The 14,472-nt window shown below is 50.5% G+C and carries 10 protein-coding genes; all 10 read left to right on the top strand.

Annotated elements, in window-relative coordinates:
- Positions 1-1,115: 1,115 nt before the first annotated feature.
- The 10 genes from secA (at position 1,116) to pstB (ending at position 14,462) form a co-directional block, all read left to right on the top strand.
- Positions 1,116-3,479, top strand: a complete 2,364-nt coding sequence (gene secA / locus EKM73_RS11360; protein ID WP_125701984.1) for a preprotein translocase subunit SecA — start codon at positions 1,116-1,118, stop codon at positions 3,477-3,479.
- Between the two features lie 251 nt (positions 3,480-3,730).
- Positions 3,731-4,847 (top strand): peptide chain release factor 2 gene (gene prfB / locus EKM73_RS11355; protein ID WP_125701983.1). Its coding sequence is split into 2 segments (ribosomal slippage): positions 3,731-3,802 and positions 3,804-4,847, totalling 1,116 coding nucleotides; the frame shifts between segments, so codons are not numbered across the junction.
- A 152-nt stretch (positions 4,848-4,999) separates the two neighbouring features.
- Positions 5,000-6,169 (top strand): PDZ domain-containing protein, encoded by a 1,170-nt coding sequence (locus EKM73_RS11350; RefSeq protein ID WP_125701982.1) that lies wholly within the window; start codon positions 5,000-5,002, stop codon positions 6,167-6,169.
- A 3-nt stretch (positions 6,170-6,172) separates the two neighbouring features.
- Positions 6,173-6,880 (top strand): response regulator transcription factor, encoded by a 708-nt coding sequence (locus EKM73_RS11345; protein WP_125701981.1) that lies wholly within the window; start codon positions 6,173-6,175, stop codon positions 6,878-6,880.
- Complete coding sequence (locus tag EKM73_RS11340) at positions 6,877-8,226, top strand: sensor histidine kinase (RefSeq protein WP_125701980.1); 1,350 nt, start codon at positions 6,877-6,879, stop codon at positions 8,224-8,226. The genes EKM73_RS11345 and EKM73_RS11340 overlap by 4 nt, the downstream gene beginning before the upstream one ends.
- Positions 8,227-8,515: 289 nt before the next feature.
- Positions 8,516-10,363 carry a DUF5776 domain-containing protein gene (locus EKM73_RS11335; protein ID WP_125701979.1) on the top strand — a complete coding sequence of 616 codons (1,848 nt, stop codon included), beginning with the start codon at positions 8,516-8,518 and terminating at the stop codon, positions 10,361-10,363.
- Between the two features lie 560 nt (positions 10,364-10,923).
- On the top strand, positions 10,924-11,808 hold the full coding sequence (locus tag EKM73_RS11330) for a phosphate ABC transporter substrate-binding protein (RefSeq protein ID WP_125701978.1): 885 nt from the start codon (positions 10,924-10,926) through the stop codon (positions 11,806-11,808).
- Positions 11,808-12,737, top strand: coding sequence for a phosphate ABC transporter permease subunit PstC (gene pstC, locus EKM73_RS11325; RefSeq protein ID WP_125701985.1), 930 nt, complete (start codon positions 11,808-11,810; stop codon positions 12,735-12,737). The genes EKM73_RS11330 and pstC overlap by 1 nt, the downstream gene beginning before the upstream one ends.
- A 2-nt stretch (positions 12,738-12,739) precedes the next feature.
- Positions 12,740-13,624, top strand: coding sequence for a phosphate ABC transporter permease PstA (gene pstA / locus EKM73_RS11320; RefSeq protein ID WP_027825863.1), 885 nt, complete (start codon positions 12,740-12,742; stop codon positions 13,622-13,624).
- Between the two features lie 49 nt (positions 13,625-13,673).
- Positions 13,674-14,462 (top strand): phosphate ABC transporter ATP-binding protein PstB, encoded by a 789-nt coding sequence (gene pstB, locus EKM73_RS11315; protein ID WP_225421399.1) that lies wholly within the window; start codon positions 13,674-13,676, stop codon positions 14,460-14,462.
- Positions 14,463-14,472: the final 10 nt, after the last annotated feature.

Raw genomic sequence — 14,472 nt, 5'->3', positions numbered from 1 at the left:
GCGCCTTGAGACGCTGGCCAGTAACCCAGGGCTTATAGCCCTCGAGAAAACCACCCGTTCAACGGGTGGTTTTTATTTTGCAACCAGAAAGTTAATGGGCATTCGCCTGCGGCAGTCAGGGATTCTGCCACTGTGGGGACCGCCTACAGCCGAGGAGCGGGCTTCCGGCTCGGTTTGAAATCTCGCCAAGGCCCGGCGATTTTCCAAACGCGTCCCACGGTTGGCGCCATCCCTGACTGCCTCCGGCTATGGCAACATTAACTAATTTTGCTTGCCTGAAGTTTTAGATGGTTTGATAGAGTAGATTTTCTCCAAATCCTAAGAAGCCATCTTTAACTAACACTATCGGTTCACAGTTCGGTTGCTCACCAAACAATGCACGCTACATAAAGATTAGTCGTTAGTCACTCAGTCTGGGCCGGTGGGCTGAACGATAGATAGGTTGTCTCGAAATGGTTATCCTAGCGTTACTGTCACCGCATTGAGAAATAATAGGTACTTGGAATTACCGCTTTTGCCGGTATCGTCGAATGATTAAGGGGGCTAATCCATATGCCTATCTGTCATGGGATTGTTAAGCAACTGTTATGCAAAAGGCGATACATTGAGCGATGAATCTGGTAAAATTAGTAAGATTACTCCTAGGGACCAGGCCTGCTGAAACGATGCGATTCCCACCTTGGAGGAAGCTGACGTAGATCTGGGATCAATAAGGGTGATAGTTTAGTGACTATTTTAGTCAATAATCGTGCGAAAGAAAGCGGTTTTACGGCATTTACATGATTAGAAAAGTTTCATATTGGCTGGGTTAGTGTTAAAATGTAGATTGATTTATTGCCAAAATAAACGTTTGAAATCACTGTCTCGCGCGCGGTAAGTTTAGCTTGCTGGCGGCGGGAACGATTCTTGCAAAAGAATGAGCGATTTTATTAAGATTATTCAGCTGTCCGCCCAGCAACCTGTGGGCAGCAATGACTCTTAGGATTGGGGATGACCCAATCTATTTTGGAGTAATTGTGGTGGCAGCGCTGTTCGGCGTTGGATCCACAAACTGCCGGTGTAAGCCGGGAGTGGTTGACGCAGACTTATTAAAATGTACTGAAGGGAATTCTCACATGGCAAATATTTTGAAACGATGGGTCGAAAGTGATCGACGGACTTTACGACGCCTCAGTAAATTAGCGGATGAAGTCGGTGCTTACGCTGATGAATACGCAAAGCTTTCAGATGCAGATCTGCAAGCAAAAACGCCAGAATTAAAGCAACGCTATCAAGACGGCGAAACCTTGGACGATTTACTGCCCGAGGCCTTCGCTGCCGTTCGTGAAGGCGCAAAGCGGGTCCTCGGCCTCTATCCATTCCACGTCCAAATTATGGGGGGAATTGTGCTTCATGAAGGTAACATTGCCGAAATGAAGACCGGTGAAGGGAAGACCTTGACCGCCACCATGCCTGTTTACCTGAACGCCTTAGCTGGCGAAGGGGTGCACGTTGTTACGGTTAACGAATACTTATCCGCACGTGATGCCACTGAAATGGGTGAACTTTATAACTGGATGGGTCTTTCTGTCGGATTGAACTCAGCTGAAAAGTCTCCTGAAGAGAAGCGTGAGGCCTATAAGGCTGATATCACGTATTCTACTAACGGAGAAATCGGGTTCGATTACTTGCGAGACAACATGGTTGTCTATAAGGAAGACATGGTTCAACGTCCCTTGAACTTCGCGATTGTCGATGAAGTTGACTCTATCTTAATTGATGAAGCGCGGACGCCATTGATCATTTCTGGTCAGTCTGAAGGAACGAGTGCTCTCTACAAGCGGGTCGACCGTTTCGCTAAGACGTTACATGAAAAAGAAGACTTTAAGATTGACCTTGAATCCAAGACGGTTGCTTTGACCGATACTGGGATTGAAAAGGCTGAAAAATACTTTAACCTCAAGAACTTATATGACACTGACAACACGGCCTTGACCCACCATATGGACCAAGCCTTACGGGCTAACTTCATTATGCTGCGGGACAAAGACTACGTGGTCCAAGATGGTGAAGTTCTGATCGTTGATTCCTTTACTGGGCGGGTTATGGAAGGTCGTCGGTACTCCGACGGGCTGCACCAGGCCATTGAAGCCAAGGAAGGCGTCGAGATTCAAGAAGAAACCAAGACGATGGCCAACATCACGTACCAAAACTTATTCCGGATGTACAAGAAGCTTGCCGGGATGACGGGTACTGCGAAGACCGAAGTTGAAGAATTCCGGGAAATCTACAACATGGACGTTATCTCCGTGCCAACCAACAAGCCGGTTGTCCGGGTCGATGAACCTGACCTGTTGTACCCAACCTTGGAATCCAAGTTCGATGCCGTAGTTGATGAAATCAAGATGTTACACGAAAAGGGTCAACCCATGTTGATTGGTACCGTTGCCGTTGAAACGTCCGAATACATTTCACAACGGTTGGATGACGAAAACATTCCGCACGTGGTCTTGAACGCTAAGAACCATGCGAAGGAAGCCGATATTATCCAAAACGCCGGCCAACGTGGCGCCGTTACCATTGCGACCAACATGGCTGGGCGGGGGACCGATATTAAATTGGGACCCGGCGTGGTTGAAATTGGTGGGTTAGCGGTTATTGGGACTGAACGACACGAATCGCGGCGGATTGATAACCAGCTTCGTGGACGTTCCGGTCGTCAAGGTGACCCTGGTATGACTCAGTTCTACCTGTCCTTGGAAGATGATTTGATGCGCCGGTTCGGTTCCGAACGGGTTAAGAACTTCCTCGAACGGATGAACGTTGATGGTGAAGATGCCGTTATCCGTAGCCGGATGATCACGAAGCAAGTTGAATCCGCACAAAAGCGGGTTGAAGGGAACAACTATGATTCCCGGAAGAACGTGCTGCAATACGATGACGTTATGCGTCAACAACGTGATGTGATCTATGGCGAACGTAACCAAGTTATTAACCAAGACAAGTCCCTCAAATGGGTCTTGATGCCAATGATCAAACGGACCGTTGACCGGGTGGTTAACTTACACACGCAAGGCGACCAAGCCGATTGGGATTTGGATACGTTACTCGACTTCGGGATCTCCGCAATGGTTTCACCAGAAAAGATTAGCCTGGATGCATTGAAGGGCAAGTCCGCTGATGAAATCAAGGCCTACTTCATGGGCTTAGCCGAGGATGTCTACACCGAAAAGCAAAAGCAACTCTACGATCCAGCCCAAATGTTGGAATTCGAAAAGGTTGTGCTCTTACGTTGTGTGGACTCTCACTGGACGGACCACATCGACACCATGGACCAATTGCGTCAATCAATCGGTCTGCGGGGCTATGGTCAATTGAACCCATTAGTTGAATATCAACAAGAAGGATTCCGGATGTTTGGTGAAATGATCTCTGACATCGATTACGATGCCACCCGATTATTCATGAAGTCAGAAATTCGACAAAATATTACCCGTTAGTACGGGAGACGAGGCGGGAAGAAATTCCGGCCTCGTTTTTTGGAAAAAGAGTGGTCTCCAAGGCTGGTTAGCCGACGAGCATTAACGTCGCTAAGGTGAAAATCCCGGGTCTGGATTTTTGGCTTAGCGGGGTTAAGCGGAATCGGCTGCCTCGGAGACCACGTTTCGGCAACGTAGCCAATAAAACTACGAACCGAAAAGGTACAAAACGAAAAATGAAAACCACAAAACATAAAAAGGAGCCAACCACTATGGAACTTAGCGATGCCAAACGTAACATTGCGACCATGAAGGAACAACTTGCCGGCTTTAGGGGGTCACTTTGACTTTGATGCCCTAAGCGAGAGCATCAGTATCAATGAAAGTCAGATGGCCCAACCGGATTTTTGGAACGACGCGCAGTCGGCCCAGAAACTGATTGATGCAACCAATGAAATGAAGAAAAAGGTTGAGGAATTCCAGAGCCTCAACGATCAGATCGACGACTTGGAAGTTGCTGTGGAATTGTTGCAAGAAGAACCCGATGCTGATATGCAGGCGGAGTTCGAACAGAATTTCAAGGCTGCTCAGGATGCCCTGCATCAGTACAGTCTAAATCAACTGTTGAATCAGAAGTATGACCGGAACAATGCGATTCTGGAAATTCATCCGGGTGCTGGGGGTACTGAATCCCAGGACTGGGGCGAAATGCTCATGCGGATGTACACGCGCTGGGCGGACCAGCACGACTTTACGGTTACGGTGTTGGACTACCAACCGGGTGAAGTTGCCGGTTTAAGTAGCGCAACGTTGCTGATTGCTGGTCACAATGCCTACGGTTATCTTCGGTCAGAAAAGGGGGTTCACCGTCTGGTACGAATCTCACCATTTGATTCGGCAGGGCGGCGTCACACGTCCTTTGCTTCCGTGGATGTCTTACCCGAGTTGGACGATACGGTGGACGTAGATATCAATCCAGCTGACTTAAAGGTTGACGTTTACCGGGCTTCCGGTGCCGGTGGGCAACACGTTAACAAGACCTCTTCGGCTGTACGAATTACCCATATTCCAACTGGAATCGTGACGCAGAGTCAGGCACAACGGTCACAGCTTCAAAACCGGCAGACGGCGATGGGGATGTTACGGGCCAAGCTGTATGAACGTGAAGAGGAAAAGAAGGCTCAGGAAAAGGCCGCTATCGAGGGTGAACAGATGGATATTGGTTGGGGCTCGCAGATTCGGTCCTACGTCTTCCATCCGTACACGATGGTCAAGGATCACCGGACGGATTATGAAACCGGGAACGGCCAGGCCGTCATGGATGGGGATCTCGATCCCTTCATCGACGCCTACCTGCAATGGCAACTCAGTCAGAAGAATCCGGACTAACTAACGTGAAATGTCCAGTCATTACGAGTGGTCGCAAACGATAGTAGTCATATTGTAAAATCATTAGGCGGGTAACACGAATGTCGTGCGACCCGCTTTTCTTTCATGCTATACTGGGGACAGTTATTTTTTTCAAGAAAGGTGTCGATGACATGCGGATATTTATAGCGTGTGGCAGTTACCTCCTGCAACTGATGGTGTGGGTTGCGGTGCTGCGATTGTGGGTGACGAGTCGCTCACGGATTAAGCGCGAACGACGGAGTTTTGGGAGCGCCGTCTACAGTGATCATTTTGAGTTACGTCATTTTCTGACGCAGGGGGTTGTTTTGGGTCTGGGACTTTCAGTGGTAAATTTGGCGGTGGGCTTTAGCCTGCCGTTGCTGTGGATCGCGATTTATGAAATCTTGGCGACCATCACGTTGCTAATTTTGCCAACGACGGTGTTGCCGTTAACGCTGATTGTGGTGAGTTCGATTGCCACTTACTTTGGGGGAGCTTACATAACCGATTGGCCGAGTTTAGCGCCAACCGGATTGCTTTGGGGAAATGGCACAGCGAGCCAGGTGCCAGCACAGAATTACTTGTGGCTGGCGGCATTCTTCTTCCTCTTTCTCGGACACTGGCTGTCCCACTACGGCGGGCGTTTCACGGCCCCACGAATTTATGCTAAGCAACGGGGCAAGCGAATTGCTGGGTATCCCTGGCGTGAGTTCCTTGTTTTGCCAATGGTGACGCTGGTTCCCGGGGACTGGTTTGCCAGTCACTGGGCCTTCTGGCCACTCTTGACCATTCACGGCCATTCCTTCGCTATTTTAGTGGTGCCGCTGTTGGTTGGGTTACGGTTTACCGTCTTTCGGCAGGTTCCGCGCGAGGTTTATCAAAAACTCGCCAAGCAACTGATTTGGTTAGCGGTCGTTGCCATGGGCTTCTTCGGCTGGACCACTTACCGCCCACAGGATTTTCCTGTATTACTCGTGTTATTACTGGTTGGTTATGCCATTGTCCTATGGCGGGCGAAACGTTATGACGAGCACCAACAATTCTGGTATTCTCAAGTTGACGATGGGGTTCGGGTCCTTGCGATTCGACCACAGACGCCGGCAGTAAAACTTGATCTGACTGCTGGTGATATTATTCTTGAATGTAATCACCAACCAATCGATAGTGAAACATCCTTTTATGAAGCGTTACTGATTAATCCAACGTACTGCCACTTGAAGGTTCGTAACATGGCGGGTGAGTTGAAGGTGACGGAGACGGCCATTTATGCCGGTGCGCCACACGAAATCGGTATCGTTCTATTCAGAGATCAGGAGGCATAACCCATGAGCAGAGTCCTAGTCGTCGATGACGAGCCGGCAATCGTGACGTTGTTGCAATACAACCTGGAACAAGCAGATTATCAGGTGGTTACGGCAATTGACGGTGAGCAGGCGTTGAATTTGGCATTACACGAAAAGTTTGATGTCATTCTGTTAGATTTAATGCTACCGAAGTTAGATGGTGTTGAAGTGACCAAACGGTTGCGGCAGGAAAAAATCAGCACACCCATCATCATGATTACGGCTAAGACCAGTGAGTTCGACACCGTGTTTGGACTCGAACTGGGGGCCGATGATTACATCACCAAGCCCTTCAGTCCGCGTGAGGTGATTGCCCGGATGAAGGCGGTCATGCGCCGTTACCACGAGGATGAACCGGAAGAGAAGCCCGTTAAGCCAGTCGCCAGTCGTTTGCAGGTGGCTGACCTGACTATCGATCAGGACAAGTTTCAGGTCAAACGGGGTAACCAGTCGATCGATCTGACACCCAAGGAATTTGAACTCTTACTCTTCTTTGCCAAACGGCCAGGGAAGGTGTGGAGTCGTGAACAATTACTGGAGGGAGTCTGGGGCTTCGATTACAGTGGGCAAACGCGGATGGTTGATATTCATGTGTCCCATTTACGCGAAAAGATTGAAATCGATCCGAAGCATCCGGTGCTTCTAAAAACAGTGCGGGGCTTCGGCTACACCTTTGAGGCGCAGTCATGAGGCGGCTACTTGCCGTGCTGGTGATTTGCGGGAGCCTGAACAGCCTGCTGGTTTGGTGTGTACGGCCCTCACAACTGGGGACTGCCCTCCTGATTGCGTGGTCGTTGGCCCTGATTGAAATGGCGGGGGTTAGCTACCTCTTTCGCTGGGGCGATCAGCGAATCAGCATCCTCACCAAAAAGGTCGAGGGAATTCGGCACGAGGAGACGCCAGCCCACGTGTTGTTGTCGCCGCATGACCCGTTCTACCAGTTAGCGTTGCAAATTAATTATTTACAGACGCACCAGCGCAAGGTTCAACGCAAGATTGCCGGTCAGAATCAGGAGTTCGCCACGTTATTGGACTATCTGCCGATTGGGGTTATGGTGATCGACCGTTACCGCAAGGTCGAGTTGGCTAATCCAGCAATGGAGCAGTTTTTGCAGCAACAGATTTCGCCTCGCCGCCACCCGTTTACTCAGGATGTCCGGCAGTTCGAATTGGCCAGCCTGATCAATTCGGCTTTGAGCGAATCGGCGACCCAGCACCGAGTGTTGAAGCTGCCAGGGACGCCGCACGAGCGGACCGTCGATGCCCAGGCCATCTATACGGAGACCTCCCAAGATTACTTTCAGGTGTTGGTCCTGCTATATGATGTGACCGAGGTCTATGCGGTCGAGCAGATGCAGGTGGATTTTGTGTCCAATGCCTCGCACGAACTGAAAACGCCGGTGACGGCGATTTCTGGTTTTGCTAAGACTCTCTTGGCGGGCGCCAAGGACGATCCCGAGAAGTTGACGGAGTTCCTAGAAATCATCGACCAGCAGAGTGAACGTCTGGTCGAATTGATCAACGATGTGCTGACGATTTCTCATTTGGAATCGGGGAATGCCGTAGAGGCCGCCGAAGTGCCCGTGGGTCAACAGGTTGAGATGCAAGTCTCCCTGTTGAAGCCATTGGCCGCCATTAACCAAGTGACCCTGATCAACCAAGTCCCAGCAGATTTAATCGCGGTGACCGACCAGCACAAGTTTGATCAGATTCTCAAGAACGTGTTGGGGAATGCCATTAAGTACAACCGATCCGGCGGTAGTGTGACGCTTACCACAGCGGTAACGTCCCAGACGTGGTCGCTGAGCATTGCGGATACCGGTGTGGGGATTTCACCGCAGGATCAGTTACGGGTCTTCGAGCGGTTCTACCGTGCCGAAGTATCGCACTCCAATCAGCGGGTCAGTGGGAGTGGCCTGGGTCTGGCCATTGTGCGTGAATTAGTGGAATCTCTGAATGGTAAGATTGACTTGCAAAGTCACTTAGACGAGGGCACCACGGTTACGATGACTTTTCCGGTGAGTGCACCGAGTTAAATAATTGAAAATTTTGTGTAAATGAAATGGCGGTACTCATCGACAAAGGTGAGACCGCCATTTTTTATTGGCCAGTTAGCGGATTCTGGGCCTGTGGGGATATGCTTTCATGGCTTTTACCCATAATTGGTAATGTGTGCAATGCCTAGTTTAGCTTGTCATTAACCTAACTGAGCCTTTTAATAAGAACCCAAATGCTATTCTAATGAAAGAATAAGAGAGACTAATCGGGATAATCATGATATACTACCTCTATATATAATAGTGAAAAGTTTAAGGGGTGAGCTGAATGAAGAAGGCGATGAAGCGACTTACCATTTCAGGACTAACATTACTCTTACTAGGGGGAATTGCGAGTCCCCGTGTTGCACTAGCAGATACAACAATAAGTGGCGCACAGCCGATAGCGAGGGTGACCGCCACTGAGAAGACGTACCAGATTGGCGCAGTGGAAATGCCCTACACGCTGATCAGCGATAAAGAGGGCACGCAAAAGGTTTATTGGTATCCTGATTGGGGAACCAGTGTGACCCGAGCTCAGGCGGAACAGCCGGGATTCATTCAGGACATGATTGCCAAGTATCCTAATGACAGAAAGGCGGAAGAGTTTGCCAACAGCATTCCGGAGCTTGCGAGCGCTCAGATTTCGTTAGTACCCGGAGAAAATCTTTATGACTATGTGATCAGAGAGGCTGGCGGTGAAGAGGCCACGGGGATGACCGCAGCAGATTATATCAAGTCGAATGCAGTCATGGCGTACTATTTTGCTTGGGACTTTAGCACCGGGGCAAAGGTCTTCCTGGATAAAACGACGCAGGCAGAAGTTCAGGCGGACTATGAGGCTAATCTCAAGCCTAAGTTAGCTGAGAGTCCTGAAGGCGCAATTGTCATGAAGCAGGTTGAACAGACACTGGCCACGAGTCCAGATAATTTTTATCAAATTATGGTCGGCAATTGTAAAATGTATTTTAGTTCATATCATTTAGGTGAATTAGATAAAGACACTGCAAAACAAGCTGCTGCGGTTGATCCAGCTGCCACTGAGCGGCAGTTGACTGCCTTGTCGACTAAGCCGTTGACGGATTACCTGCATCTACAGGCTGATGGGACGTACAAATACGATGGGATGCTTTCAACGGAATTCAGGGCCTTCAGTTCCTGGTATGAGGATGTGGTGACTCCCGAACCTGGTCCTGATCCGACGCCAGTGACAAGTCAACCGGTGACGGTTCATTACGTAGCCGAGGATGGCAGTCAGGTCGCACCGAGTCAGACACTGACGGGAAGCCTGGACAGTGCTTACCAGGCGAAAGCAGCTAAGGTTAAAGGTTACACGTTGACCAAAACACCGGCGAACGCAACTGGGAAATTTACCAGTATGGCGCAGACTGTGACCTACGTCTACCGGGCCGATCTGCAGACCGGTGGGGATGGTGACACGGCGGTACCCGAGGGCACGGTGATTTACGCCACCAAGAAGATTGGTCTTTACCGTCAGGCGACCTTTACGAAGCAAGCCCGCAAGCAGTGGTATCAACGCAAGTCACGCTTGAACCGGCCAATGTTCGTGGTCACCGGGTATGCGGAATCCAAGCATGGCGTGGCCCGTTACAAGGTCAAGGACGTCAATCATCACAGTAAAACAGCTGGTAAGACTGGTTATGTGACGGCCAACGGCAAGTACACGGCACCCGTTTACTATGGGACAAAACACAAGCAAATCACGGTCATCAATCCGCGGGGCGTCAATGCCTACAGCAAGAAGAATCTGACGGGAAAGGCTATACATTATCATCAAGGACAGGTCGTAACCGTTAAGAAAATTGTCGAACACAACCTAACTACGCGGTTCGTTCTCAATAATGGTCGTTACGTGACCGCCAACAAGACATTAGTGCAGGCTGGAAAGAAGACGATGCCTAAGCAGGTTCAGGCCAAACAGGCGTTGAAGCGCTACAACAACGTTAATTTAACGACTCGCAATCGCCACTACACCAAAAAGGCACAGGCCGTTTTCAAAGTTCGGGGCTGGGACTACTCCAACACCAATAACTTCAGCAAGGGTGACACGTTGCGCTACCAGGTAGCTGGCGGCTACATCAGTGGGAATCCACGGTTGGTGAAAGTGATTAAATAAAGTAGAACAATTGTTGGGTATAATTGCCGATAATTTGAATGAAGTGAGCAATTAACAAGGTATAGACTGAAATAATTAGCCACAATGGGATGATTGCCATTGTGGCTTTTGGATTGGGATCCTTTTGCCTGGTTGAGGTGTTTTTGGAAGGTGACGTCACTCGTTGTAGTTAGAGTTGACCTAAGTCGGAGGAGGTCGGAGGTGCAGCCAGCCGTGACGATGACCTTAGCTGACGTTTTCTGTCAGTTTAGGTCATGGGACGAGCTTGAAGACGTCTGAACTTTGACGGCTTCAAGTCGAGGCAAAAGACAGCTCTTTGGCTTTTGCCGGTCCCCACAGCAGGCGGAATCTTTGACAGCCACAGACGAACTAGACAGTCCAATCAGTAGTTAGCCGCCCCAGTAATCAGGGGAAGACACCTATTTATCCAAAAAAAGTTGCGTGATTGGGCTATATTTACACAACCTTTACAATACGTCTACATGACATTTACATTCGTTCGGTATACTTATTTTCGAAAGGGTCGGGTGGCAGCATCTGGCCGATAGGAGGTTAGCGGTATGTCGAAGAAACGCTGGTGGCAAGGGCTGGGCTTATTGATCATCGTAGGTCTGGGCCTCTTTGCTTACCAAACGCGCGAGGTCAGTCACGCGGGTGAATCTATCACGGCAGTAGGGTCCACGGCCTTACAGCCTTTAGTAGAAGCAGCTGGTGAAGAGTATACAAGTGATCATCTGGGAACGTTCATCAACGTTCAAGGTGGGGGAACCGGGACGGGACTGAGCCAGATTCAAGAAGGTGCCGTTCAGATTGGGAACTCCGACCTCTTCGCGGGCGAGCAGAAGAGCATCCGGGCAGACGAGTTAGTCGACCACCGGGTGGCTGTTGTTGGCATTACACCGATAATCAACAAGAAGGTCGGTATCAACAACCTGACGACAGCCCAATTGATTCAGGTCTTTACGGGCAAGGTCACTAACTGGAAACAGGTTGGTGGCGCCAACGTTCCCATCGTGCTGATTAACCGGGCACAGGGAAGCGGAACTCGGGCGACCTTTGAACAATTTGGTCTCGCGGGCCATCAATCGAAAACCTCACAAGAACAAGATTCATCCGGGATGGTGCGCCAAATCGTGGCGACTACGCCGGGAGCTATCAGTTATGTGGCTTTTTCCTACGTGAATAATACTGTTCAAGACGTTGCCCTGAACAAGGTTGCTCCAACGGAGGCTAACGTCAAGACCAACGACTGGAAGATCTGGTCGTATGAACATCTTTACACCAAAGGCCAACCGACGGGCCTAACGAAGGATTTCATTCGTTACGTACAATCGCCAGCCATTCAGAAAACGCTGGTCCGGCAGTTAGGTTACCTGTCACCGGACCAGATGAAGGTCGAACGTAATGTTGACGGCCAAATTAAGCAGTTAGGAGGCGCCAAATGATGAAGTCTACCCAGCAACTGGAGCAACAGCTCAAACGCCACTCCAAGGCGGCTAAGTTAGAAATCTGGGGTAAGGTCGTCAGTTTCTCGGCGCTGATCCTGATTGTCGCGGTTGTGGTCGGTATCATCGGCTTTGTTGCCTCCAAAGGGCTTGCAACCTTCTTTACCAATCACGTCAGTCTCTGGGACTTCCTCTCTGGGAAGAGCTGGAATCCCGGGGTGACGGATGCTAACGGGAAACCAGAAGTCGGCGCCCTGCCGATGATCATGGGATCCTTCCTGATTACGGTGCTCTCGGCAATCGTGGCGACACCGTTTGCCATCGGGACAGCGGTCTTCATGAACGAAATCTCCCCGAACAAGGGGGCCAAGATTCTCCAACCGGTCACTGAACTCTTAGTGGGGATTCCGTCCGTTGTTTATGGGTTCATCGGGCTTTCTGTGGTCGTACCAGCAACGCGAGCCATCTTTGGCGGGAGTGGATTTGGGATTCTCTCCGGGACCTGTGTCCTGTTCGTCATGATTCTACCGACCGTGACCTCGATGAGTGTCGATGCACTACGAGCAGTCCCACGGTATTACCGAGAAGCCTCATTAGCGCTAGGTGCGACGCAGTGGCAGACCATCTATAAGGTGGTCCTCCGTGCGGCGACGCCAGGGCTGATGACGGCGGTGGTCTTCGGGATGGCGCGGGCCTTCGGTGAAGCACTGGCCGTTCAAATGGTTATTGGGAACGCCGCGTTGATGCCAGGGAGCTTAGTCGACCCGTCATCCACGTTGACCTCCGTGTTGACTACGGGGATTGGAAACACCGTCATGGGCTCGCTGCAGAACAACGCGCTGTGGTCATTAGCGCTGGTCCTGCTCCTCATGTCGTTAGTCTTTAACCTGATCGTTCGCTTGATCGGTCGAAAGGGGCGTCTCCAATAGTGATGAATCCAAAAACGCAAAATAAAGTGGCAATTGGGACGTTGTACGGCGTTGCCGGGTTGGTTGTCTTGATTTTGTTGGCCCTCCTCGGCTATATTCTGGTCAGTGGTCTGCCACAGTTGAGCTGGCACTTCCTGACCGCTCCTGCGAAAGCCTTTCTCAAGGGTGGTGGCGTCGGCGTTCAACTGTACAATTCATTCTATCTTTTGATTCTGGCCATGCTGATTTCCTTTCCGATTGCGTTAGGCGCGGCCATTTACCTCTATGAATACGCTAAAGATAACTGGGTCACGACCACGATTCGGACGGCAATCGAAATTCTAAGTTCACTACCTTCCGTGGTGGTGGGACTCTTCGGTTTCCTGTTCTTCGTAGTCAAACTGAGATTGGGTTTCTCGATTCTTTCGGGAGCCTTTGCCCTGACCTTCTTCAACCTACCGCTGTTGACGCGGAGTATCGAGGATTCCTTACGAACGATCGATACCACGCAACGCGAAGGGGGACTGGCGTTAGGATTGTCGCGGTGGGAAACGGTCACGCGCGTCATCTTACCCGCAGCGGTACCCAGCATCCTGACGGGGGTCATCCTGAGTGCGGGCCGGGTCTTCGGTGAAGCGGCCGCCTTGATCTATACGGCGGGCCAAAGTGCACCGGCATTGGACTTCACCGACTGGAATCCATTCAACATCTCCAGTCCGTTGAATCCGATGCGACCAGCTGAAACGTTGGCCGTTCACATCTGGAAGATCAACTCCGAGGGCATCATGCCGGACGCTAAGGCCATTTCATCTGGGTCCTCGGCGGTATTGGTTCTCGCTATCTTACTATTTAACTTCGCGGCCCGTTACTTGGGTAAGCGGCTGTACAAACGATTGACGTCAGCGTAAAGGAGGGTCAGCCATGTTTCTAAGTAATGATGTTCAGGAAAATACGGAAATGCTGGAACGCCACATTGTGCAACCAGCAGATGCAGAACACCCGACAATCTTATCCACGGAGGACCTTCATGTTTACTATGGCAAGAAGGAAGCCATCTCCGAGGGCGACTTACGGTTCGCCAGTAATCAGATTACGGCCTTGATTGGACCATCCGGGTCTGGTAAATCAACATTCTTACGGTCCTTGAACCGGATGAACGATCGGATTGCTACGGTAACGGGACGTATTATGTATCGGGGCGTCGATATCAATCAACCGAGCATCGACGTTTACGAGATGCGGCGGCGCGTGGGGATGGTCTTCCAACGACCGAATCCATTTGCCAAGTCCATCTACGATAACATTGCCTTTGCGCTGCGGCTGCGGGGGACGACCGACAAGCATGAGCTTGATGAGATCGTTGAGACATCCCTGAAGCAGGCGGCCCTCTGGAATCAGGTCAAGGACGACCTGAATAAGAGTGCACTAGCGTTATCGGGAGGGCAGGCGCAGCGGCTCTGCATTGCCAGAGCCATCGCAGTCAAGCCGGACATTCTACTGTTGGATGAACCGGCGAGTGCGTTGGATCCAGTGTCAACCAGTCAGTTAGAAGATACGTTGTTAGAACTCAAGCAGAATTACAGCATCATTATCGTCACGCACAACATGCAACAGGCTGGACGGATCAGTGAATATACGGCATTTTTCAATCAGGGGCGGGTATTGGAATACGATACCACGAGCCATATTTTCACCAATCCACAGGTTCAGATCACGAGTGATTACGTTTCGGGGAACTTCGGTTAAGAGGAGGAAA

The organism is Levilactobacillus fuyuanensis, from assembly GCF_003946395.1.
GTDB classification, from domain to species: domain Bacteria; phylum Bacillota; class Bacilli; order Lactobacillales; family Lactobacillaceae; genus Levilactobacillus; species Levilactobacillus fuyuanensis.
This window is presented reverse-complemented; position numbering and strand designations above follow the sequence as displayed.

Bases quoted from the DNA above. Each gene is read 5' to 3' on its own strand.
- pstC (WP_125701985.1), top strand. From the start codon at position 11,808: ATGAAGTCTACCCAGCAACTGGAGCAACAGCTCAAACGCCACTCCAAG.
- secA (WP_125701984.1), top strand. From the start codon at position 1,116: ATGGCAAATATTTTGAAACGATGGGTCGAAAGTGATCGACGGACTTTA.
- pstB (WP_225421399.1), top strand. From the start codon at position 13,674: ATGCTGGAACGCCACATTGTGCAACCAGCAGATGCAGAACACCCGACA.
- EKM73_RS11345 (WP_125701981.1), top strand. From the start codon at position 6,173: ATGAGCAGAGTCCTAGTCGTCGATGACGAGCCGGCAATCGTGACGTTG.
- EKM73_RS11330 (WP_125701978.1), top strand. From the start codon at position 10,924: ATGTCGAAGAAACGCTGGTGGCAAGGGCTGGGCTTATTGATCATCGTA.
- pstA (WP_027825863.1), top strand. From the start codon at position 12,740: ATGAATCCAAAAACGCAAAATAAAGTGGCAATTGGGACGTTGTACGGC.
- EKM73_RS11335 (WP_125701979.1), top strand. From the start codon at position 8,516: ATGAAGAAGGCGATGAAGCGACTTACCATTTCAGGACTAACATTACTC.
- EKM73_RS11350 (WP_125701982.1), top strand. From the start codon at position 5,000: ATGCGGATATTTATAGCGTGTGGCAGTTACCTCCTGCAACTGATGGTG.
- EKM73_RS11340 (WP_125701980.1), top strand. From the start codon at position 6,877: ATGAGGCGGCTACTTGCCGTGCTGGTGATTTGCGGGAGCCTGAACAGC.